Annotated in this window: 23 protein-coding genes; 8 read left to right on the top strand and 15 right to left on the bottom strand. The window is 53.8% G+C overall.

From position 1 onward, the window contains the following. The first annotated feature begins 117 nt into the window (after nucleotides 1-117). Nucleotides 118-909: a type II CAAX endopeptidase family protein gene (locus PHI12_04465; GenBank protein ID MDD5510045.1), complete on the top strand. Its 792-nt coding sequence runs from the start codon at nucleotides 118-120 to the stop codon at nucleotides 907-909. Here the strand turns inward: PHI12_04465 and PHI12_04460 are convergent. The 8 genes from PHI12_04460 to PHI12_04425 form a co-directional block, all read right to left on the bottom strand. After that, nucleotides 906-1,196, bottom strand: a complete 291-nt coding sequence (locus PHI12_04460; protein MDD5510044.1) for a hypothetical protein — start codon at nucleotides 1,194-1,196, stop codon at nucleotides 906-908. The genes PHI12_04465 and PHI12_04460 overlap by 4 nt on opposite strands. Nucleotides 1,197-1,414: 218 nt before the next feature. Next, nucleotides 1,415-2,773 carry a replication-associated recombination protein A gene (locus PHI12_04455; protein MDD5510043.1) on the bottom strand — a complete coding sequence of 453 codons (1,359 nt, stop codon included), beginning with the start codon at nucleotides 2,771-2,773 and terminating at the stop codon, nucleotides 1,415-1,417. 130 nt (nucleotides 2,774-2,903) lie between these two features. After that, nucleotides 2,904-4,211 carry an AmmeMemoRadiSam system protein B gene (gene amrB / locus PHI12_04450; GenBank protein MDD5510042.1) on the bottom strand — a complete coding sequence of 436 codons (1,308 nt, stop codon included), beginning with the start codon at nucleotides 4,209-4,211 and terminating at the stop codon, nucleotides 2,904-2,906. Further along, the gene (amrS, locus tag PHI12_04445) at nucleotides 4,204-5,247 is read right to left on the bottom strand and encodes an AmmeMemoRadiSam system radical SAM enzyme (GenBank protein ID MDD5510041.1); all 1,044 of its coding nucleotides are present in this window, start codon (nucleotides 5,245-5,247) and stop codon (nucleotides 4,204-4,206) included. Before amrS ends, amrB begins: the two co-directional genes overlap by 8 nt. 188 nt (nucleotides 5,248-5,435) lie before the next feature. After that, a complete protein-coding gene (locus PHI12_04440; GenBank protein ID MDD5510040.1) occupies nucleotides 5,436-5,987 on the bottom strand; it encodes a 2-oxoacid:acceptor oxidoreductase family protein in 552 nt (183 codons plus the stop codon). 46 nt (nucleotides 5,988-6,033) lie between these two features. After that, a complete protein-coding gene (locus PHI12_04435) occupies nucleotides 6,034-6,816 on the bottom strand; it encodes a thiamine pyrophosphate-dependent enzyme (protein MDD5510039.1) in 783 nt (260 codons plus the stop codon). Continuing rightward, nucleotides 6,813-7,964: a 2-oxoacid:acceptor oxidoreductase subunit alpha gene (locus PHI12_04430; protein ID MDD5510038.1), complete on the bottom strand. Its 1,152-nt coding sequence runs from the start codon at nucleotides 7,962-7,964 to the stop codon at nucleotides 6,813-6,815. The genes PHI12_04435 and PHI12_04430 overlap by 4 nt, the downstream gene beginning before the upstream one ends. Continuing rightward, nucleotides 7,961-8,227, bottom strand: coding sequence for a 4Fe-4S binding protein (locus tag PHI12_04425; GenBank protein ID MDD5510037.1), 267 nt, complete (start codon nucleotides 8,225-8,227; stop codon nucleotides 7,961-7,963). The genes PHI12_04430 and PHI12_04425 overlap by 4 nt, the downstream gene beginning before the upstream one ends. Nucleotides 8,228-8,436: 209 nt before the next feature. Between PHI12_04425 and meaB the strand changes: the two genes are divergently transcribed. The 4 genes from meaB (at nucleotide 8,437) to mce (ending at nucleotide 11,693) form a co-directional block, all read left to right on the top strand. Then, the gene (meaB, locus tag PHI12_04420; GenBank protein MDD5510036.1) at nucleotides 8,437-9,183 is read left to right on the top strand and encodes a methylmalonyl Co-A mutase-associated GTPase MeaB; all 747 of its coding nucleotides are present in this window, start codon (nucleotides 8,437-8,439) and stop codon (nucleotides 9,181-9,183) included. Between the two features lie 68 nt (nucleotides 9,184-9,251). Next, on the top strand, nucleotides 9,252-10,874 hold the full coding sequence (locus PHI12_04415) for a methylmalonyl-CoA mutase family protein (protein MDD5510035.1): 1,623 nt from the start codon (nucleotides 9,252-9,254) through the stop codon (nucleotides 10,872-10,874). 14 nt (nucleotides 10,875-10,888) lie between these two features. Further along, complete coding sequence (locus tag PHI12_04410; protein ID MDD5510034.1) at nucleotides 10,889-11,308, top strand: cobalamin B12-binding domain-containing protein; 420 nt, start codon at nucleotides 10,889-10,891, stop codon at nucleotides 11,306-11,308. Then, a complete protein-coding gene (mce, locus tag PHI12_04405; GenBank protein MDD5510033.1) occupies nucleotides 11,292-11,693 on the top strand; it encodes a methylmalonyl-CoA epimerase in 402 nt (133 codons plus the stop codon). The genes PHI12_04410 and mce overlap by 17 nt, the downstream gene beginning before the upstream one ends. Before the next feature lie 72 nt (nucleotides 11,694-11,765). Here the strand turns inward: mce and PHI12_04400 are convergent, their stop codons facing one another. The 6 genes from PHI12_04400 to PHI12_04375 all read right to left on the bottom strand — a co-directional run bounded on the left by PHI12_04400 (nucleotide 11,766) and on the right by PHI12_04375 (nucleotide 18,275). Then, nucleotides 11,766-13,010 carry an ABC transporter permease gene (locus PHI12_04400; GenBank protein MDD5510032.1) on the bottom strand — a complete coding sequence of 415 codons (1,245 nt, stop codon included), beginning with the start codon at nucleotides 13,008-13,010 and terminating at the stop codon, nucleotides 11,766-11,768. Continuing rightward, the gene (locus PHI12_04395; GenBank protein ID MDD5510031.1) at nucleotides 13,007-13,675 is read right to left on the bottom strand and encodes an ABC transporter ATP-binding protein; all 669 of its coding nucleotides are present in this window, start codon (nucleotides 13,673-13,675) and stop codon (nucleotides 13,007-13,009) included. Before PHI12_04395 ends, PHI12_04400 begins: the two co-directional genes overlap by 4 nt. Further along, on the bottom strand, nucleotides 13,672-15,156 hold the full coding sequence (locus PHI12_04390) for an HlyD family efflux transporter periplasmic adaptor subunit (GenBank protein MDD5510030.1): 1,485 nt from the start codon (nucleotides 15,154-15,156) through the stop codon (nucleotides 13,672-13,674). The genes PHI12_04395 and PHI12_04390 overlap by 4 nt, the downstream gene beginning before the upstream one ends. 426 nt (nucleotides 15,157-15,582) lie before the next feature. Further along, the gene (locus PHI12_04385; protein ID MDD5510029.1) at nucleotides 15,583-16,920 is read right to left on the bottom strand and encodes an ATP-binding protein; all 1,338 of its coding nucleotides are present in this window, start codon (nucleotides 16,918-16,920) and stop codon (nucleotides 15,583-15,585) included. Continuing rightward, nucleotides 16,917-17,606 carry a response regulator transcription factor gene (locus PHI12_04380; GenBank protein ID MDD5510028.1) on the bottom strand — a complete coding sequence of 230 codons (690 nt, stop codon included), beginning with the start codon at nucleotides 17,604-17,606 and terminating at the stop codon, nucleotides 16,917-16,919. The genes PHI12_04385 and PHI12_04380 overlap by 4 nt, the downstream gene beginning before the upstream one ends. Before the next feature lie 198 nt (nucleotides 17,607-17,804). Beyond that, nucleotides 17,805-18,275, bottom strand: coding sequence for a hypothetical protein (locus tag PHI12_04375; protein ID MDD5510027.1), 471 nt, complete (start codon nucleotides 18,273-18,275; stop codon nucleotides 17,805-17,807). A gap of 148 nt (nucleotides 18,276-18,423) precedes the next feature. On the opposite strand from PHI12_04375, the gene coaE reads away from it, so the two are divergent. The 3 genes from coaE to PHI12_04360 all read left to right on the top strand — a co-directional run bounded on the left by coaE (nucleotide 18,424) and on the right by PHI12_04360 (nucleotide 20,218). Continuing rightward, the gene (gene coaE, locus PHI12_04370) at nucleotides 18,424-19,053 is read left to right on the top strand and encodes a dephospho-CoA kinase (protein ID MDD5510026.1); all 630 of its coding nucleotides are present in this window, start codon (nucleotides 18,424-18,426) and stop codon (nucleotides 19,051-19,053) included. A gap of 114 nt (nucleotides 19,054-19,167) precedes the next feature. Further along, complete coding sequence (locus PHI12_04365; GenBank protein ID MDD5510025.1) at nucleotides 19,168-19,308, top strand: DUF5679 domain-containing protein; 141 nt, start codon at nucleotides 19,168-19,170, stop codon at nucleotides 19,306-19,308. A 172-nt stretch (nucleotides 19,309-19,480) separates the two neighbouring features. Continuing rightward, a complete protein-coding gene (locus PHI12_04360; GenBank protein ID MDD5510024.1) occupies nucleotides 19,481-20,218 on the top strand; it encodes a DUF169 domain-containing protein in 738 nt (245 codons plus the stop codon). A 56-nt stretch (nucleotides 20,219-20,274) separates the two neighbouring features. Here PHI12_04360 and PHI12_04355 read toward each other — a convergent pair whose 3' ends face one another. Further along, nucleotides 20,275-21,081, bottom strand: a complete 807-nt coding sequence (locus tag PHI12_04355; GenBank protein MDD5510023.1) for a transcription elongation factor GreA — start codon at nucleotides 21,079-21,081, stop codon at nucleotides 20,275-20,277. Nucleotides 21,082-21,085: the final 4 nt, after the last annotated feature.

Genomic DNA, 21,085 nt, shown 5'->3' with positions numbered 1-21,085 from the left:
GGCTAATGCTGTCTGCGGCACTCCCAGAATGGGTCCTATCTTCGGCGGTATGCTTCTCTCCGGAAAGCGGGCTGCTGAGCTTGCCATAGAAAGACTGCGCTAACCGGTAACGTCTCAATGAATGCGGAAGCTGTAGCTGAGCAACCGAAGAGCATAGTGAAGGAAGCGGTAGTCTATCTGGCGGCGATTACTGGCGCCGAGATAGTTACCATGTTCCTTCATCCCCTGTGGGGGGTGGTGGGGCATACGGTAATAATGGCGATGTTAATCGTGCTCGCCGCGAGGAGCAGCGACCGGCATCGCCAGCAGCTTGCCCTGTCGTTGACGGTGTTGCCTCTGCTACGGATAATAGACTTAAGCTTGATTCTATCCCTGATTCAGGTTACCCCGCTTCTGCGATTTCCTATTATCTATGCTCCGCCGCTGGTCGGTGGGTTCATGGTAATGCGCCTCATGGGTTACAAAAGGAACGAGGTTGGCCTTACCATCAGGCCGCTCAGGTCGATTCCCCTGCAGCTGGGGATAGCATCGAGCGGGTTTCTTCTCGGCTGGCTGGAGTATCTTATCCTGAAGCCCGAGCCGATGGTTAGCCAACTCGGTTGGGCCGTAGTGCTGCCGATTGCCCTGGTGCTCGCGGCAACTACCGGCTTTGTCGAAGAATTCATCTTTCGCGGGGTACTACAGCGTACTGCTGCGGAGTCAATCGGTGGCTGGTGGGGAATAATCTACGTCAGCGTACTATTCGGTGTCATGCACATGGGTTTTCAATCCTGGATTGATGTAATCTTCGTCTTTGCCGTAGCGATGTTCTTCGCCTGGTTAGTAAAAAGAACAGGGTCGCTCCTCGGAGTGACCCTGGCTCATGGTCTCACTAATGTAATGCTGTTTCTGGTTATTCCCTTCCTTTAAGCTACTATCTCAATAACTCTGGTGGCGACAAAAACACCGAAGGCTATTGCCAGCGGCCAGATACCAACACTGAGGAACCTGGTCATTCGCAGCGAAGCACCGGAGCGAGTCCGTACCGCACCGGCTAGTTCTTTGGTACCCAAGAGAATACCAAAACCAACGATCGCTACTATGCCTACCGCGGCCCCGAGCCCCATAGCAAGTACCGTAGCGACAGTAGTAACCGTAGTGGTAGTAACTGTAGTAATAGTCGTTATAGTTGCTGCCGTAACAACAGTGGTAATCACTCTTACCCTTCTCTAAACCCTTACTTGAACTACTAGAGGCTCACGCTCCCCGGCGCTTTGTTATCTGCTATAGTACCGCAAAAGATCTAAACAAAAACTAAATATTTCCCCCGCTTTCTAAATATTTCCTAAACAATTTAGATAAAACTGTCCCATGGAACAGCGCCTGAAGCCCTTTTGATGTGTAAAAGTAATCATCAAGGCGGCGTTAGTCAGGCTCAGTAATCTCCGGTTTCCTTAGTCTCGGACGGCTTTCCGAAGTCACGCCACCAGGATTTGAGACGGTCGATAATCTTCTTTTCGTAACCCTGGTCGCTCGGAATGTAGTAGTGTTTGCCCTGCAGGGAATCGGGCAGGTTCTGTTGCATGACGAAGTGGCCGGGGTAGTCATGGGCATATTTATACCCCTTGCCGTAGCCCTCATCTTTCATTAGAGGCGTCACCGGATTGCGCAGGTGTAGTGGCACCGGCTCATTAGAGCTCTGTCTGACCTCTTCCTGGACTCTGGAATATGCCTGATATAAGGAGTTGCTCTTGGCAGAGGTAGCCAGGTAGACAGCAGCCTCGGCCAGGGCAAGGTTGCCCTCAGGCATACCGAGGAAATGAACCGCCTGCTGGGCTGCTATAGCGACCACCAGCGCCTGGGGGTCGGCCATCCCGACATCTTCCGAGGCGAAGCGGATTAGGCGGCGGGCAATATAGAGGGGGTCTTCTCCCGCTTCCAGCATACGTGCCAGCCAGTACAATGTGGCATCCGGGTCCGAGCCGCGCATCGACTTGTGCAGGGCGGATATGGTGTTATAGTGGACTTCGCCATCCTTGTCGTAGCGTAGTGCCCGGTGTTGGATGGCATCCTCGATGGTTGCCAGAGAAATGTGGTGCTTACCGTCGGCGTCAGGCGGTGTTGCCATGGCCGCCATCTCCAGGCTATTAAGAGCCACCCGGGCATCGTTATTGGAGGCAGCGATAAGATGGTGCAGAGCATCCTTGTCTATCTCGATGTTTAGCGCACCCAAACCACGTATCGTGTCCTTGAGCGCTCTTAGGATTATCAGTTGAATCTCGTCTTCGGTAAGTGGATTAAGGGTAAGAACCTGACACCGTGATATGAGGGCGGAGATGACCTCAAAGGACGGATTTTCCGTGGTAGCGCCGATGAGGACAACCGTACCGTCCTCAACATAGGGCAGTATGGCGTCCTGCTGGGCCTTATTGAAACGGTGAATCTCATCGATGAAGAGTATCGTCTGCTTCTGGAGAATCTTGTGGCGTTCCTTGGCCTCTTCTATGATGCGTCGCAGGTCAGCTACGCCGGCATTGACGGCGCTGATCGGGCTGAAGTGTGACTCGGTGGAATCGGCGATAATGTAGGCTAATGTAGTCTTGCCGCTGCCCGGTGGCCCCCACAGGATAATCGAGGGTATCTTACCTGTCTCGATAGCCTTACGCAAGACACGGCCGCTGCCGATAAGGTGCTCCTGACCAACGAAGTCGCTGAAGGTTGTTGGCCTCATCCGGGTGGCCAGCGGTGCCTCCATGTCCTTTTTTTCATTAGATTTCTGCTCAAACATATCCATAGCACCCTCCTGTCGCCTAAACGGCGATAACCGGCCGATAATATCATGCCGGACCGCTCATCATCATCTCAGAAAGATGGGTAGTAATTCAGTCTTTAGGGATAAGTCCCCTCTCCCTGGTTATTAGTGGTTATTTATACCGTTTTACCCGGAAGCGGTAAAGTTTTACCGGCTCGTCAGGCAGTATCCCGGCCTTCTGGCGGCAGATACTAATCTGGTAGTCCACACTGTCAACCCCCTCCAGGTCAGGCAAAAGCAGCCCCCTCCTGAGGCCGGACTCAACGATAACTCCATATTCCTTAGGGTTAAGCTGGTCTTTACCCTCCACCGGCTCCGGAGTAGTAAGAACATCCACATTATAGTCAAGGTCTTTTAGCTCACCGGGGCTAATTGGTGAGAAACGGGGGTCCCTGGTTGCAGAGCTTACCGCATTGACGATGGTCTCCTCGGCCACATTCTCGGTATCGGGTTCAAAGGTGCCGATACATCCCCTCAAATTCCCGAGCTTATGGATGGAGACAAACACCCCTGCTCTCTCCTTCATCTCGGCGGTAAGTTCTTCGGGCTTTAGAGTCTCTCCATCTCTGACATAGGTCTCCACAGCCATCTTAGCCAGTTTAGCCAGCGGGGACATACCCTTGATTGTTATGGCTGCGTAGCCGACTACGGAGGAGTAGTCCCCGGTGACATCGCCGCTGGTCTGGTATCTGACCAGCTCAGCCCTGGTTGCCCCCAGTGCCTTGGCAGCAGTAATGAGAGCCACCGTCGGAGCGTAGCCGCACATCGAGATACCGAACTCATCAACCCGCCTCAGGAGTTCATCCTCGTCCAGATCCAGTATCGCTTCAATAGCCTTATTGTCCTTCTGCCTGGCCGACTCTTGCGGCTCGTAGTGAGTCATATCACTCGAGGCTATGATTACCACCCCTTTCTCCGTGTCTTTAACCGCCCGGGCGATTGCCCTACCGACATCCTTATAGGCGGCAGGGCTGTGATAAGAGAATGCGACAGGCACTATCCTGAAGTCCTTGCTAAAATACTGTAAGAATGGTATCTGTACCTCAATGGAGTGCTCGTACTGGTGCGATTTATCATCCTCTTCCAGATATCTGGAATCAGTCAATATCTGCCCGGCCAGTTCAGTATCAATCTCGATACTACCCAGAGGCGTTTCCCAGCTACCCACGGTCATGATGCTGAGAGCCTTTCCCATACCGGTATGATTGGGTCCTAAGATAACAAAGGTGTCCTTAAATTTGATTCGGGAAATAGCGGCGGCGGCGACCGGTCCTGAGTACGGATAGCCGGCATGGGGTGAGACCACGCCGATTACATCTTCTTTCTCCGCTTGATCATCAACCATCCCGGAAATAATCCGGCTAAGCCGGGAGGCTTGAGCCGGGTAGAATTGCCCGGCGACAACGGGATGCCTAACCACGATATTCCTCCTTTCCCCCGGATGTCCTGAAGTTAAGCTCTGCCCCGCAGGACCGGCACCTTGAATCTGCCAGCCCGACTACCTTTGCCTGATAGCCTACCCTCTCCACAACCGGTTTATCACATGAGTAGCAGAAGGTACTTTCGCTGCGGTGTCCTGGCACATTACCAACATAAACAAACTTGAGGCCGGTTTCTCTGCCGATGTCACAGGCATGCTCCAAGGTGGTAAGTGGTGTTGGTGGAAGGTGAGTTAGATTATAGTTGGGGTAGAAACGGGTCACGTGCCAGGGCGTTAGCTCACCCAGTTCCTCTCGTATCCAGCTGGCGATTCCCCGGAGCTGTTTATCGTCGTCATTCATGGTGGGAATAATGTTGGTGACTACCTCAACGTGCATCCGCCACCTGTCCTTTGCCCGTCGGGCGACTTTGAGAATACCCCGCCAGTTTTTGATCCTAGCCAGGCTACGGTACAGGGAATCGGAGAAACCCTTAATGTCGACACGCCAGACATCCAGATAGGGACCGATGGTATCCAGCGCCTCAGGGGTGAGATAGCCGTTGGTGACATAGACGGTATACAGGTTGTTCTTCTTAGCCAGCCGGGCTGAGTCAAGGGTATACTCGAACCATATGCTCGGTTCATTGTATGTCCAGGCAATACCAGCGCAGTGGTGGCTTTTTGCCATTGCCACTGCCTCCTCCGGCAGAACCTGGCGTTGAGTATGACAATACTGGGGGGGCTCCGGGCAGGAAATTTTCCAGTTCTGGCAGTCCAGACAGTGAAAGTTACATCCCCAGCTGCCTAGAGACAGGGCCAAGCTTCCCGGAAAGAAGTGGAACAGCGGTTTCTTTTCAATGGGGTCAGCGGCCAATGAAGAGACGCTGGCATAATTAAGGTTATAGAGTGTGCCGTCCTGGTTCCGGTAAATACGGCAGACGCCGAACATGCCCGGGTTAATGATACAGCGCCACTGACAGGTATTGCACCTTACCCTCTGCTCCCCCAGCTTGTCGTAGAGCATTGCCTCGTGCACGGCTGTCACCCTGCTTTTGCCCTTTAGGCTAATTATACCACCCGTCTGCCCCCCAATTACATGTTTTGTCGGGTTTTTTGGGCTCAAGCTGAATATTAAATAGAGAAAGAGAAAAAATACGGGAAAGAAAATGAGGAGGCCAATTAGCCAAGCTAAAGTATCTATCCTGATTCACCACTGGGCAAGTGTCAGTCTCTGCCTGCTTTCTTCAGGCCGTAAGCGTAGCCTCTCTCAAATGCCTCCATATTCAGATCTTCCGTTCCCTTGGGAACAGTAGCCATGAGGGACTTCTTCATTGAATCGGCAGTAGCAATATCGGTTACGGCGGTGAGGAATCCTAGCATTACGATGTTAGCTACCATCACCCTGCCCAATTCCTCGGCGATTCGCCTGGCCGGTATTGCCAGAACCCTGTGTTTGTTCGGTACCGGTTTGACCAGGCCATCATCGATGATTACCAGGGCATCCTCGTTGTTTTCAATATGGTATTTATCATAGGCCTGCTGGGACATCGCCACCAGAACGGAAGGGGCACTGATATAGGGATAAACCACCTCTTCATCAGAGATAACCAGGTCGGCCCGGCAGGTACCGCCTCTTGCCTCTGGGCCATAGTCTCGGATGTAGGTGGCATATTTATGCTCAAATATGGATGCTGCCTGCCCGATGATATGACCAGCCAGTATAATACCCTGGCCGCCATATCCGCATAACCTTATTTCCTCCCGCTTCGCCATCATATTATCCCCCGGGCCCAGAATAACAGGAAACAGTCAGTATCTGGGTCTAGTCAACAAACCTCCCCACAATTATCGGCCCGTTAAACTCAATGCCGGCGTGCTTGGGGTCGATTCCGGACTTGACGATACTGTTGTCGCGGTAGTATTTCATTTGCTCCAGCCCGGTCCTCTGCTTGTTCATCCGCCCGTAATAGGTCGGGCAGGGAGTAATTATCTCGATGAGGCTGAACCCGTTCTTGAGCAATGCTTCGGTAATACTCTTTTGTAGTCTGATGACCTGCGCCGTTGTCCACCGAGCTACATAGGCAGCTCCGCTGGCCGCTGCCAGATAAGGGATATTAAACGGCTGATCTATGTTTCCTCCCACCGAGGTAGTTGTCCGTGCCGTCAGTGGCGTCGTCGGTCCGACCTGCCCTCCGGTCATCCCGTAGATAAAGTTATTGATGCAAAGTACTGTGATATCAACGTTGCGGCGGGCGGCATGAATAAGGTGGTTCCCCCCGATAGCGGTCAGGTCGCCGTCACCGCTTATCACCACGACCTTTAACTCCGGGTTGGACAGCTTTAACCCGGTAGCAAATGGTATGGCTCGGCCGTGAGTGGTGTGGAATGAGTCCAGATTGATATAGCCGGCTGCCCTGCCGGCGCAACCTATTCCCGAAACTACGACGACCTTATCCAACGCGAGCCTGGATTGAATCAGCCCCCTTAAGAAGCAGTTTACCACCAGGCCCAGGCCGCAGCCGGAGCACCAGATATGAGGCATCCGCTCTGCCCTCAGATAAGGGTCCAGTGGGTGACCTGCTCCATTTGTGGTAGCCTTGTTCATCTCGCCACCTGCTTGATAGCTTCTAAGATTGTCCCCGGAGAGTGTACCCCGCCACCCATATGCGGCACCAGCACCGTCTTTGTCCTACCGCAGGCGCAGCGCTCCACCTCCAGGGATATCTGCCCGTAGTTGATCTCGGGCACTACAAAAGCTCTGACCTGTTCTGAAATATCCCTGATCCTGTCTTCAGGGAAAGGCCAGACGGTAATTAACCTCAGCATGCCGACCCGGATGCCTTCGGACCGAGCCTGCTCGACAGCAATGCGTGAAACCCGTGCCGATATGCCGTAGGAGCAGACCACTACCTCAGCACCGTCTATCCTATCCTCCTCCAGGTCAATGATATCATCTCTATTCCGTTCGATCTTGTCTACCAGGCGCCTCACCAGCCTGTCCTGAGCCTCGGCGGTCATCGCCGGGTACCCCCGCTCATCGTGGGTCAATCCCGTAATATGCACCCGGTAACCTTCCCCGGCGTTTGCCATCGGGGGAACCAGGTCGGCATCCGGTTTAAAAGGCAGGTATTCCCCGGCGGAGACGGCGGGCTTGCGCCGGTGTACCACTTCTATCTCATTCATCGGAGGGATGACCACCTTTTCGTACATATGTCCGGTAGCGGCTTCGGTCATAACCAGGACCGGCAGGCGGTATTTTTCGGACAGGTTGAACGCTCTTATCGTCAGGTCGTAGAGCTCTTGCGGGGAATCAGGTGATAGGGCGATAATACTATAGGAGCCGTGGCTGCCCCAGCGCGCCTGCATCATATCACCCTGACCGGTCAATGTCGGCAGGCCGGTTGATGGGCTGCCGCGCTGTACGTCCACGATGACGCAGGGGGTCTCCGTCATAATCCCCAGGCCAATGTTTTCCATCATCAGACTAAAACCGGGTCCAGAGGTAGCCGTCATTGCCTTGACGCCGCCCCACGATGCCCCCAGTACCGCTGCCAGTGACGCCAGTTCATCTTCCATCTGGATATAGGTGCCGGCCACCTCGGGTAGCCGCTCCGACATCCTTTCCGCAATCTCACTGGCTGGCGTGATAGGATAGCCGGCAAAAAAGCGGCAGCCGGCACTGATGGCCCCCTCGGCACAGGCATCATCTCCGCTCATAAAGAACTCGCCGGCGATGTATTTTCTCTCCGTCATGACTGACCTCTGATTTCTTCCTGCTGGTTCTCGATGTCTGCAACACAGATAGCGAAGTCGGGGCAAATCATCCCGCAGATATCGCACCTGGTGCACAGCGCTTCATCATTTAGGCGGACCGGATGATACCCCTTGCTGTTAATCTCGGTAGACTTGACGATAATGTGCTTGGGGCAGAACTCGATGCAGAAGCCGCACTCCTTACACCGTTCCGCAATGATAACAACCTGCCGGTTATCCGGTCTTACCTCGGCCTTCTTCAAGCTCCCCTCCCAGAGATTTGAGTAGTACCCGGATTCCAGTATAGCGGAATATCATGCCTTAATGCCAGTGAGCATATTATACGGGGAGAAGCAATAAACCGCTTAATGATATGGACCGGCACGCAATCTTTATTGGTATTATTGAATTATAGTATACTCTTCTGGCAGCAGTAGGATTTTCTATGTATCAAGGGGGCGTGTTCTGATTGATGACTCCTGAAATCGCCAGACTGGTTGGGGGTATGCTCGCCGGCGATAAGCCGTCGCTGGCACGGCTGATTTCTTTAGCCGAAGATGACAGTCCTCACTTCCCCGAAGTAATGGAGATGCTCCGCCCTCGGCTGGGTAAGTCATATTGCGTCGGGATCACCGGGCCGCCCGGTGCGGGTAAGAGCACCCTTATCGACAGGCTGGTTGCTGTGATCAGGAGCAGTGGGCTATCGGTGGGGATTATATTAGTCGACCCGAGCAGTCCGGTAAGCGGTGGTGCCGTACTTGGGGACCGGGTAAGAATGCAGAGGCACTATCTGGATGAGGGTGTCTTTATCCGTAGCATGGCGACCAGGGGCAGCCAGGGCGGCTTATCCGGCGGGGTACAGGCGGCGGTGAGGCTGCTGGCTGCCTCCGGCAGGGATATTATCATTATCGAAACGGTGGGAGTAGGGCAGACCGAGCTGGGTATTAGCAGCATAGCCGATGTCGTTGTGCTTCTTCTGGTGCCGGAGTCGGGTGATGATATACAGGCAATGAAAGCCGGCATAGTTGAAATCGCCGATATTATTGTCGTTAACAAGGCCGACCGCGAGGGTGCGGAAAGGCTGGCCGAGCAGCTTAAAGCGGCGGTGGCACCCGGACGAACGAAGGCCGTGCCGCAGGTTATCACCGCTCAGGCCATCAACGACATCGGGATCGAGGCACTGTACCGGGCGATAGAAAAGCGGCGCAAAGGTCGCTGATAAAAGGTGCCCGGCGCGGGGAAAGAATAGTCTAAAGGTCAGCCCCAACTGACGAACAGGAAAGAAGAATGGGGGAAAAGAAAGCAAACCGGGAGCTGCCGGAGAGAAAAAAAGAGTTCAAGACCACGGTTGACGGTGCCGTGGTCAACAGGGTATACACCGCGGACGATTTGGGGAAGGACAGACAGGGGGACATCGCTCTTCCCGGGGAATACCCCTATACCAGGCATATTATGCCCGGCGGCTACCGGACCCGGCTCTGGACGATGCGCCAGTATGCCGGATTTGCCACCGTAGAAGAGACGAACAATCGCTACAAGTACCTCTACGCGCAGGGACAGACTGGCTTCAGCGTCGCCTTTCACCTGCCTACCCAGGAGGGATACGACTCGGACCATCCGCTTTCCGCCGGAGAGGTTGGCCGGTGCGGCGTTGCCATAGACTCGCTTGAGGATATGGAGAGGCTCTGGGAGGGCATTCCGCTGGCCGAGGTGAGCACCTCGATGACGATCAACGCTACCGCTCCAATCCTGCTGGCGATGTATGCCGCCGCTGCCCAGAAGCAGGGGGCTGATATCAGTTGCCTGAGGGGTACCGTCCAGAACGATATCCTGAAGGAGTACATCGCCAGAAATACCTATATCTTCGGGCCGGCCCCTTCGATGAGGCTGGTCACCGATCTCTGTGTCTATTGTGCTCAGTATATGCCCCAATGGAACTCGATTAGCATTAGCGGCTACCATATGCGGGAGGCCGGAGCTACTGCTGCCCAGGAAGCCGGCTTCACCATCGCCAATGGTATTGCCTACGTTCAGGCAATGATAGATAGGGGGATGTCCGTTGACTCCTTCGCCCCACGCTTTTCCTTTTTCTTCGCCGCCTATACCAACCTGCTTGAAGAGGTGGCTAAGTTCAGGGCGCTGAGGCGTATCTGGGCCAGGATTATGAAGGAGAGGTTTGGAGCAAAGGACCCGAAATCGATGATGCTTAGGTACCATGTGCAGACCGACGGGTTTACCTTGACCGGGCAGCAGCCTCTCAATAATATCGTGAGAGTGACCCTGCAGGCGCTGGCTGCTGTAATGGGGGGTTGTCAGTCGCTGCACACCAATTCGTTTGATGAGGCGCTTGCCCTGCCCAGTGAGGAGGCGGTCCAGGTCGCTCTCCGGACGCAGCAGATTATTGCCCATGAGAGCGGCGTTACCGATACTGTCGATCCGTTGGGCGGCTCGTACTACGTCGAGTGGTTGACCGACCGGATAGAAGACGGAGCGATGAGATATATCAATGAAATCGATAAGATGGGCGGCGCACTGAAGGCGATCGAGAAGGGCTACATACAGAGGGAGATTGCGGCATCGGCCTACAACTACCAGAGGGAGGTCGATTCGGGTGAACAGCTTATCGTGGGGGTGAACCGGTTTACCACGGGCGGCGAGCCTGCGCCGAAGCTTCTCGAGGTCGGACCTGAGGTGGAACAAAGGCAGATATCGAGGTTAAGCAGATTGAAGCGGGAGAGAGATAATCAGAAGGTGGGTGAAGTGCTGAATAGAGTGCGTGTCGCAGCCCGGGGAGATGGGAACATTATGCCGGCGTTGATCGATGCGGTCAAGGCCTATGCCACGGTCGGAGAGATAAGCGATGCCTTAAGGGTTGTATTCGGAGAATACCGGGAGACAGGCATACTGTAAACAGGGGTAAGGTAATGAGAGACAAAAAGGTGCGCGTATTGCTTGCCAAGCCGGGGTTGGATGGTCACGACCGGGGTCTCAAGGTATTGGCCAGGGGACTAAGGGATGCCGGCATGGAGGTGATCTACCTCGGATTACGCCTGACTCCCGAGCAAATCGCCGAGGCGGCGCTGGAAGAGGACGTTGATGTCGTCGGCTTAAGCTGCCTGTCCGGTGCTCATATGGTTCTGTTCCCTAAGACGGTGGGCCTTATTCGGGAGAAGGGTGGTGGGGATATCCTCTTCATCGGCGGTGGCATTATACCCGGGAAAGATATTCCCGGTCTTGAAGCCGCTGGTATCACCATGGTCTTCGGGCCGGGCACACCCATCGGGGAGATTACCGGGTTTATTAAAGAAAGAGTGAGGAGGCGGGGGGTTGATAACCAGGATTGACCACATCGGGATTGCCGTAAAGAGTATTGATGATGCTTTGAAGCTATATGCCGGCGCCCTGGGTCTGGAAGTCAAAGATATCGAAGTAGTGGAGTCGCAGAAGGTAAGAACCGCTATTATCCCGGTCGGCGAGAGCAAAATCGAGCTGCTTGAGTCGACTGACCCGGAGGGGGTAATCGCCAGGTACATTGAAAAAAGGGGTGAGGGTTTGCACCACCTGGCGCTTGCAGTTAGTGATATCGAGCAGGCGTTGAGTAACCTCCGGGGTAAGCAGGTCCCGCTCATCGATGAGAAACCCAGAAACGGTGTCGAGGAGACCAGGATAGCCTTCCTGCATCCTAAAGCGGCCGGGGTACTAATCGAACTGGTCGAGCCGAAGAAATGACAGGATGGCCATCATCTTAAAAACCAATGAGGGTCAGGCATACCGATTGTGGTAGTGCCGTAGTCCTGGCTGCTATTCGTATCTCAGTGCCTCTATCGGATTAAGCTGAGCGGCACGCCGTGCCGGTAAGAATCCGAAGAGTAGACCGATGCCGACTGATACGGCAAGGGCCAGGATAACTATATCGGCAGATACCACCGTTGTCATCTCCCCCATTATTCCCACACTGGAGATAAGCTTTGAGGCCCCCCACCCCACAGCAACCCCGATAAGACCGCCGGTAAAAGATAGGAATGCGGACTCGGTAAGGAATTGACTCCAGATATCACGCTCTCTGGCTCCCAGCGCTTTGCGGATACCTATCTCCCGGGTCCTCTCGACTACGGAGACCAGCATGATGTTCATCACGCCGATACCCCCTACCAGCAGTGAGATGGCGGCGATAGCACCTAGAAAAAGGGTCAGCGTCCCGGATATCTCTGTGACGGTACTGACCAGTTCCTCCATCGAGCGTATACTGAAATCATCGTCCTCTCCGGAAGCCAGCCGGTGCCGGGAACGAAGTAAATCGGTTACTTCGCCAACTACATAGTCCGCCTGCCCCTGCTCGCTGACCGTTATCGCTATGGTACCGACGATATGCTCTCCGGTGCTGGTACGCTGCTGGCTGAAGGTCTGCTGTAGAGTACTCAGCGGAATTAAGACAGCATCATCGGTTGAGCCCATCATCGAGCTGCCCTGGCTTTCCAGGACACCCATGACGGTGATGATACTGGTTCCCATCCTCACCTTCTGCCCTACGGGATCAACCCCGCTGAACAGTTCCTCGGCTACACTGGCCCCGATAACAGCTACTTTAGCCCCGCTCTCGTAATTGTACTCGGAGATGAAAGCCCCTTCTGCCGTCTCCAGATTATATGCTGCCTGGTATTCGGGGGTTACTCCGATGACCTGGGTATTCACGTTCTCACTCCCGTAGACAAGCTGCTGGTTCGATGAAGAATAGGGTGCCACAGCGCTAACACGGGAAACTTGCTCCGATATGGCCGCCGCATCTTCCAAGGTAAGGGTAGCCACGCTACTGGCACCCATGACCCCTCCCCGTTCGTAGCTCATCGCGGGTGAAACGGTAATCAGATTTGAACCCAGAGATTCGATATTGGATAGGATCCCTGCCTGCACTCCTCTGCCGATAGACATCAGGGCAATTACGGCAGCCACACCGATAACGATGCCCAGGATAGTGAGAGAACTGCGGAGCTTATGCGTCCTGGCTCCTTCCCAGGCATTAGCCAGAGGCTCGAGCCATTTTTTCATACCGCCTCCTCCCACTCTATCCGGCCGTCTTTAAAATGAATGATATGCTGGCAGTAATGTGCGATGTCAGCTTCATGGGTAATCATAACCAGGGTGTTGTTCTGCTCATTGTGCAGTGCAGTCAGGATGGCCATTATTTCTTCGCTGGTGTGGCTGTCCAGATTGCCGGTGGGCTCATCGGCGAGAATGAGAGGGGGGTTTTTCACCAGAGCACGGGCAATGGAAACCCTCTGCTGCTCGCCGCCGGAGAGCTCGCTGGGTTTGTGGTTAGCACGGTCGGAAAGCCCCACCCTGGCCAGTGCCGCCATGGCCTTTTCGGAATCAATGCCGCCGGCATACTTCATACCCAGTTCCACGTTGGCCAGCGCCGAAAGTTGCGGCAGCAGGTTATAGGACTGGAAGATAAAGCCAATCTTGTTGGCTCTGACCTGCGCCAGTTCCCCTCTGCTGAGGCAGCTGACCTCTCTGTTCTCCAGGTAATAACTACCGCGGGTCGGCACATCCAGGCAGCCGATCAGGTTGAGCATGGTGGTCTTGCCTGAGCCGGAGGGGCCCATAATCGCCACCATCTCGCCCTGCTTGATGTGCAGATTCACCCCTCGAAGCACCTCCAACTCCCTGTTTCCCATCGGATATACCTTGGCGATATCCCGTAGCTGAATCATCTTGGCGGTCCTCCATCTCCCATCATCATCATCCCGCCTTGGAACCCTTGTTGTGAGGTTGTCGAGGTATTCTCCCCCGCCGTCTGGAGTACGACCACCTGCTCGCCCTCACTCAAGCCATCGGTTACCTCGGTATACTGCCAGTCGCTGATGCCGGTCTGTATTGAGCGCTCTTCAGTAATACCCTCTGACGATACTACCTGAACGTAGGCTTCTCCACGGTTATAGGTAATCGCTCCGTTGGGTACCAGCAGCACATCGCTTGCCCCTTCAATCAGGATACTGACGGTGACGTTGAGACCCTCCTTGAGCTCAAGGCCTTCCGGTATCAGCGTCGGCATTTGCTCCAACCCTGCCTCCTCCATCTGCTGCATTTGCTTTACTATTTCTTCGGCCTGCTCCCGGGTCATCTGCCCCTGTTCTACAGCCTCTTGAAGCTGCTCGGGAAGTTCACCGGAAGAAAGCGCCTGTTGCATTTCTTCCTGGCGTGACTGCATTGACTCCTGTTGCTGCTGGCGGATGGTCTCCAGCGCCTCTACTTCAACCGTTACTTCGTAGTTGACTACCCCCGATGAAATGGTGGCCGTCGGTGAGATATAGGTTACCTCGGCCGGCAGGTCCGGTAACGTCATAGCATCGACCTGTACCGAAGCCTCTCCCCCCAGTTTAATATCATATATGTCAGTCTCACTGACCAGAAGCTCGGCTTCGAATCTGGTCGGGTCGGCAATCTCTACCGCCACGGTACCCTTCAGTATCTCATCACCGCCGGAGACATTAACCTGGGTGATGAATCCACCGAAGGGAGCGATAACTTCCAGGCTGGCATTGAGAGCGTCTTCCACCTCATCCAGCGCATTTTCCAGCTGGGCTTCGGCCAGTCTCATCTGCATTTCCTTTATTTCGATATCGTCCTCATCGCCTCCCTCTTCCATCTCATCCAGTGTCTTCTGCGCCTGGTATACCTTCTCCTGAGACTGCAGAATCTCGTTTTCGGAACCGTGCTTCAGGTCATACCTTAGCTGTGATTCGGCTTGCTCCAATTCATCCTCGGCTTCCTCTATCTCTTCCTCGGTGTACGGGTTGATGGCCTCATCCAATGCTATCTCGGCATTCTTATAGTTTATCTCCGCCTGAAGCAGGTTATTCTCCTTTTCCCTTAGTTCTTCTTCCCATTCCGAGCTGTCCAGTCTTGCCAGCACCTGTCCCTCTGCCACGGAATCACCCACTTCCACCAGGACCTCTTCCACCGTACCGGCTATATCGAAGGCAAGGTCTTCCTCGATTAAGAATGATAAGTTGCCCGCACTGGAGATATCGTTGGTAATATCCCCGCGCTGTACGCTGAATACCTGCTCCTCCACTATCGATTCCGCTTCGGAGCCGGAATTGTTTACCGCGAGGGGAATGGCAACAGCGCAGGAGACCGCTGCAATCAATATTATCCAGCGCGTCTTATACTTGTTCCACTTCTTCCTCATCTGTACCACCTTCCTGAAACAGTTGACTCTTCCCTGATCGTAAATATGTCAGTGCTTGCCATGTCTATATAACCTTTGCCTCCTCAAAACTGATGGTTCTTGACAACTATTGATTCAGGGCCGAATAAAAATCCTCAAGTTCCTGTCGTTCAATGCCAGGAACTTCATCGATCCTATGCATCGGGCTATCTCTCATCCGGTTCTAACCGTAGTGTCCGAGTAGTAAGGCTATGCCGACAGAAAGCGCTGCGATTGCTATTCCCAGTAAGATGTACAGCTTGTACCGGCGTGATGGCTTCATATCGGTGTTAACTCCTTACCGTTTCTACCTGAATCAGGATAGCAGGTGATTATTAAGAAATTATTAACTTCGGGAGCACTCGAGAAATACATAACAAGAAAAGATAGGGAACTAAAGAAAACAGACTACCCGGCGACGGGCAGGGTAAAGGCAAAGCGGCTGCCCCGGCCCGGTTCGCTCCGGACCTCAATCTTACCGCCGTGGGCTTCAACCAGTCGTTTGGCGATGGTAAGCCCCAGGCCGCTGCCGCCGGTAGCCCTGGTGCGGGACTTGTCCACCCGGTAGAAACGCTCAAAGATATTGGGCAGGTCGCTGGCCGGGATGCCTTCGCCGGTATCAGCTACGGCAACCTCTACCCGGTCATTATACTGGCTGGCACTAATCGTGATACTGCCCCCTTTATTAGTGTGGGCTACTGCGTTCTCCAGCAGGTTGGACAAGACCTGGCTGATCCGGTGCGAGTCGATATCGACCTGCGGCAGTTCATCAGGCAGGCTGGTGGATAGTGATATCCCCTTTTCTGCTGCCTTGGCCCGGATCCCGGCCGCCGTCTTTTTAATTAATTCCGCCACATTTTCGGCCTGGCGTGTCAGCTTCAGCTCGCCCGCTTCAGCAAGGCTTAGCTCTTGAAGGTCATCGACCAGTCGTGACAACAGGGCGGCCTCTTCATTGAGGGAACGAATTGTGTCCGAATCCGGCTCTATCACCCCGTCACGAACTGCTTCCAGGTAACCCCTTAGATTGGAAAGAGGAGTCCTCAGTTCGTGGGCAACGTCGGCCACGATATTCTGTCGCAGTTGTATGTCACGTTCCAGGTCACCGGCCATGGAATTGAAAGCCCGGGCCAGTTCGCCAATCTCACCTCTGTCTTTAACGCTTACCCGTTGAGAAAGGTTACCCTCGCCCAGCTGCCGGGCGGCTAGGGTGAGTATCTTAACCGGTTCTGAAATTCGTCGCGATAGGAAAAAGGTAATCGCCAGGGCAATGCCAGCGGCGATTAAGCCCCCCCAGATGGTATATTGAATTATCGGCGCCGAGAGCCGCATCAGAGAGATAGGATCCGCCGCCGAACCGGGACTGATGTATAACACACCCAAGGTGTCTTCTGCCCATGGTTCAGATATCACTCTACCCGGGAAGTCGGGATGGTACTGCTCTCCCAGAAGTTTCCCTTCCGAATCGGCGACCACTGTTCCGCCAGTGTCGGTCAGTATAATCCGCCGGCCGTAGAGGTTACTCCCCTGTTCCACAAAGGGCTGAATACCTTCCCATCCTCCCCACTGATAGTAATAACGGGACAGCTCAAATACCATCCTACCGGCAAGAACCTGATTCGTATGCTCCTCAAGGCGACCAATTTCCATCAGAGTTCTCTGGTAGATGAAGATGGATGTTGAGCCAATAGTTACCAGTATTACCGAGATGAAGGCAATTATGAGACGGAATCTCAGACTGTGTATCACTTCTCTCCTATAGAAAGCTTGTAGCCAGCCCCGTACACTGTCTTTATCCGTACGGATTGATTGTCCTTTATTTTAAGCTTGCGGCGCAGATTGAGGATATGAACGTCAACGGTGCGGTCGAAGCCATCAAAATCGTAGCCCATGGCCTTCTCGATAAGCTGTCCCCGGCTGAAAACCCTGTCCGGCTCCTTGGCGAGAACGCTGAGGAGCTTGAATTCGACCGGGGTAAGGCTGAGTGCCTTGCTTGACAGGAATGCCTCGTGTCTATTGAAGTCAAGGATAAGCTCGCCCTGCTTAATCTCGTTGGGGCCGCGCTCTCCCGGGAGGCGCCTGAGCACTGCCCGTACCCTGGCGGACAACTCTCTGGGACTGAAAGGCTTGGTCACATAATCGTCTGCACCCAGGTTCAAGCCGGTTAGCTTGTCCCGGTCGGTAGTCCGGGCAGTAAGCATTATAATCGGTACATCTGATTCAGCCCTCAGGGTACGGCAGATCTGGAGGCCGTCAATACCGGGCAGCATCAGGTCCAGGACGATCAGGTCCGGGCAGCTCTCCCGGGCCAGACGCAGGGCCTCTACGCCATCATAAGCGGTAAAGACCCGATAACCGTCCCGCTTAAGATAAAGCCCGACCAGCTCCACCGTTTTGGCATCATCGTCAACGACCAGAACCCTTTTTCCTGCCATCTCTGAACTCTATTAGTAATTCAATTATGTTTATATAATCTTTCTATCTTACCTTATAACACAAATGTTAAGAAATTGTTAATTTTGATGGCGGGTACTCTTTATTATCAAATAAATTAAACGGGGAGAGGAGAATACTCCCCTCTCCCGCTCACATAGCCCAACCCCGGCGAAGCTTCTTCCGCGAAAGCTTTGGGGCTATGATGTGGGGTTAGCTTCCCAAGGGTTACTCCGATCACCGGGGCAATGGGGGCCGAAGGCAGCTCCAGGTTGACCGCCACCCGAGTCACCGAGGTGAATGCCAAAGCCACCCAGATCCATCTCCGGTCTAGCCTGCCACCACTCCTTGAACTGGTCGGCTTCTTGCTGGGTCAGCCTACCCTGCTCTATCAGTTTCTCCAGGCGGTTATTCAGTGCGTCATCCATCATCTCGCTTCGGACCTCGGCAAAGGCCGCCTCAAGCTCCGACTGTTCGATGCCCAGCTTCTCCGCGAGTCGCTCAATTAGTGTTCCTCCCGGCTGGGGATTGACCTCCTCCTCCTCTTGAGCAAAGACCGACCCGGCCAGAATACCGGTCAGCGCCACGGCAGTTACTAACGGGATAACAAATTTCTTTTTCCTCCAGATTTCTTTTTTGCCTCCTTTTCCTATTATTTGCGTCGGTTGCATTTCATTCACCCCCTTTCTGCTGATATCAACATCATTCTAGCAGTTGAATATTAATTTTCCGTTAAGAAATTGGCGGTTCCGGAAAGGGTGGCAAGAGAGTCCCTTGACTATCCTGGTACTTGACAGGTAGACTGACTAGAGTTGGTTCATGATGAAGACTATTGGGCTTACCGGCGGTATCTGCAGCGGCAAGAGCACTGTGGCCCGGTTTCTGGAGGAACTGGGTGCGGTTGTCATAGATGCCGATAAGATAGGACATGAACTTCTTGAATCTGATACCGGAGTATGGCACAAAGTGGTCGATACCTTTGGCAGGCAGGTGCTCACCCCCGATGGCAGCATCGACCGCAGGAGATTGGGGGAGCTGGTATTCGGTAACCCCGAGTTACTGCTAAAGCTTAATCAGATAACGCATCCCCGTATTTATCAAATGACAAAGGTACGACTCGAGGAATGCCGGAAGAGGGGAGTCAATGTGGTCATACTGGAAGCCCCTCTTTTACCGAAGGCGGGTTGGTCCTCGTTGATAGATGAGATATGGGTTACTACTGCTTCCGAAGCCGCTGTGTTAAGACGCCTGCAGGAAAGGAGCGGGCTATCCAGGGCGGAGTCCCTGGCTAGAATCCACTCCCAGGTACCGGCGCGGGAGCGGATAAGGTGTGCCGATGTTACCATAGATACTGATTGCAGCCTGACAGAGCTAAAGACAAAGGTAGGGGAATTATGGCAGAGGATTGCCAAGCACGGTTTGACTGACAAAAGGTTAGGGGTCGGATAAGTCGGGAGGAAGAATTTTTAAGAACTTAACCGGTAATTGTAAAATAGACTATTGACTAATGACTGACTATGTGGTAATCTCTTCCCTAGCTCTTATTAATTAAGGAGGTCCAAAATGCAGGCGTATTGTGTTAAGTGCAGGAAGAAGGTTGATATCAAAGGCGCAAGGGCTATTACAATGAAGAACGGCCGCCCTGCTACTCAGGGTGTGTGCCCGGCATGTGGAACCAAGGTCTTCCGTATTGGTAAAGCTTAGTCTCAACTGGTTTTTGAGGAGAGTTGGTTGACCGGCTCTCCTCAATTTTTTAACTGGATCAGTATTCGGAGCTGGCCTGCTGCCGATGTAAGTCGTGCGGCATGTGGTTGTTTATCTGCCCGGGCTGGAATGGCAAAACAGGAGCGAGTTCCGCTAATTCATAGGGTATGCTATGCCTGAACAGGTGGATGAACAGCAGGGGAAGGCGTTCTGTTCCGCCAGTTTGAAAGAGGTTCTGGAGCTTGACGGGAGCCCGGTTGCAGCGGCGATTATGCCGGAACCGCCCCGGGACCTCAAGAAGTGGCGGCGCAAAGCAACACTATGTATTATGATTCAAAGTGCCCGAATGGGTGCTGCTTTCTGTTGCTCGGGGGCCGATGTTATCTGTGGGGGTGGGGAACATCTGGGTATAGGCAGGTCCCACGGTCAGGATATCGAAGGCTCTCTGGTTGATGCTGAAAAGCTGGTTGCCTCGCAGGATGCTGCCCTTAGAAGAATTGCCCAGGTCAAGCGGGTGACTCCCGATCAGGGCGGGTATATTGCCTTTGCTCCTCTGGAGCGGGCTAACTTCAGACCGCAGGTCGTTATATTCGTGGGGACGCCATTCCAGATGAGCCGTATTCTACATCTCGACGCTTTTGAAACTGGTGAGATGGATACGGTACATGGAGAACCTCTCTGCTCCGGGGTTATCGCCGCACCAATCACAACCGGGAAAATAGGAATAAGCCTTCTGGATATGACCTGCCGGGCATTCGGGCGATACCGGGCCGAGGAAATGGCGGTCGGTGTCCCCTATTCGAGGCTGATGCGGATTGTGAATAGTATTGCGCTAAGCAGCTCCGGTAATGCCAGGCCGGATTTTCTGCGCAGGCTCCTGGCCAGAATCCCGGCCTCCGGCAAGGAGTAAACCATCCGGTTGGTGATCAACAGCTCTCCCCTGATTAATGATAGTCACCCGAGCGTTTAGTGCTCGATTCGTTTAATCTCGTAGCGTATCTTACCGGCTGGTGCTACTACCTCCACTATCTCTCCCTGACCCCGTCCCATGACCGCTTTACCGATTGGTGAAGCGGTAGAGATCTTCCCCCGGCTCGGGTCTACCTCCTTGGTAGCAACCAGCACATAGCACAGCTCTGCGCCGGAAGCCAGGTCGCACAGAACAATACTGTTGCCAATACCTATTTTAAGAGAAGTCTCCTGCTTCTTATCGATAATGACTGCTGACTTCAGTGTCTCTTCCAGCTCCCTGATCTGGCCCTCCAGATAACTGCGCTGTTCTTTAGCCGCATCCAAAGGCGCATTCTCACGAAAGTCCTTATCCGCGGCAGCCCGGCGTATTTCATCGATAGCTTCGATTCGCCTGCTCTTGAAGGTAGCCAGCGCTCTTTCCATTTCAGCATATCCTTCTTCAGTTAGAGCAACCGTCTGTGGCAGACGCCGGGAGGAAACAGACTGGCCCGGTGCCTTACCCTTTCTGGCCTTAAGATGAATAGCCAGATTAATCTTGCTCCAGCCGGCCTTCCTGGCATAAATCAGGAAGGCCCGTACCAGCTCCAGCTTTCTAGAGTAGTCAGTGTCAGATAGCGATAACCGTTCGGCGTAGTTACCTATATCGGGGGCAGAGAGCTCGATAAAAGTGCGTTCACTACCGTAGAAGCGAATGAACTTATAGACCTCCTGCTGACTCGCCTCCCTCTCGTCCGGTGCTAAACTGACCAAAAAGGAAGTAGCTGCTTCCCTCAGTGTCATTCTCTGGTTACCAGCGCTCACCTAC

This window comes from Dehalococcoidales bacterium, assembly GCA_028716225.1.
Taxonomy (GTDB): Bacteria; Chloroflexota; Dehalococcoidia; order Dehalococcoidales; family UBA5760; genus UBA5760.
Note: the sequence above shows the minus strand (reverse complement) of the source record. Positions and strands in the feature narration are given on the sequence as shown.

What these genes read in the sequence shown, in the direction of transcription:
- PHI12_04465 (MDD5510045.1), top strand. Translation starts at nt 118, where the DNA reads ATGAATGCGGAAGCTGTAGCTGAGCAACCGAAGAGCATAGTGAAGGAA.
- PHI12_04455 (MDD5510043.1), bottom strand. Translation starts at nt 2,773, where the DNA reads ATGGATATGTTTGAGCAGAAATCTAATGAAAAAAAGGACATGGAGGCA.
- PHI12_04440 (MDD5510040.1), bottom strand. Translation starts at nt 5,987, where the DNA reads ATGATGGCGAAGCGGGAGGAAATAAGGTTATGCGGATATGGCGGCCAG.
- PHI12_04435 (MDD5510039.1), bottom strand. Translation starts at nt 6,816, where the DNA reads ATGAACAAGGCTACCACAAATGGAGCAGGTCACCCACTGGACCCTTAT.
- PHI12_04430 (MDD5510038.1), bottom strand. Translation starts at nt 7,964, where the DNA reads ATGACGGAGAGAAAATACATCGCCGGCGAGTTCTTTATGAGCGGAGAT.
- meaB (MDD5510036.1), top strand. Translation starts at nt 8,437, where the DNA reads ATGACTCCTGAAATCGCCAGACTGGTTGGGGGTATGCTCGCCGGCGAT.
- PHI12_04415 (MDD5510035.1), top strand. Translation starts at nt 9,252, where the DNA reads ATGGGGGAAAAGAAAGCAAACCGGGAGCTGCCGGAGAGAAAAAAAGAG.
- PHI12_04410 (MDD5510034.1), top strand. Translation starts at nt 10,889, where the DNA reads ATGAGAGACAAAAAGGTGCGCGTATTGCTTGCCAAGCCGGGGTTGGAT.
- PHI12_04400 (MDD5510032.1), bottom strand. Translation starts at nt 13,010, where the DNA reads ATGAAAAAATGGCTCGAGCCTCTGGCTAATGCCTGGGAAGGAGCCAGG.
- PHI12_04395 (MDD5510031.1), bottom strand. Translation starts at nt 13,675, where the DNA reads ATGATTCAGCTACGGGATATCGCCAAGGTATATCCGATGGGAAACAGG.
- PHI12_04390 (MDD5510030.1), bottom strand. Translation starts at nt 15,156, where the DNA reads ATGAGGAAGAAGTGGAACAAGTATAAGACGCGCTGGATAATATTGATT.
- PHI12_04380 (MDD5510028.1), bottom strand. Translation starts at nt 17,606, where the DNA reads ATGGCAGGAAAAAGGGTTCTGGTCGTTGACGATGATGCCAAAACGGTG.
- PHI12_04375 (MDD5510027.1), bottom strand. Translation starts at nt 18,275, where the DNA reads ATGCAACCGACGCAAATAATAGGAAAAGGAGGCAAAAAAGAAATCTGG.
- coaE (MDD5510026.1), top strand. Translation starts at nt 18,424, where the DNA reads ATGATGAAGACTATTGGGCTTACCGGCGGTATCTGCAGCGGCAAGAGC.
- PHI12_04365 (MDD5510025.1), top strand. Translation starts at nt 19,168, where the DNA reads ATGCAGGCGTATTGTGTTAAGTGCAGGAAGAAGGTTGATATCAAAGGC.
- PHI12_04360 (MDD5510024.1), top strand. Translation starts at nt 19,481, where the DNA reads ATGCCTGAACAGGTGGATGAACAGCAGGGGAAGGCGTTCTGTTCCGCC.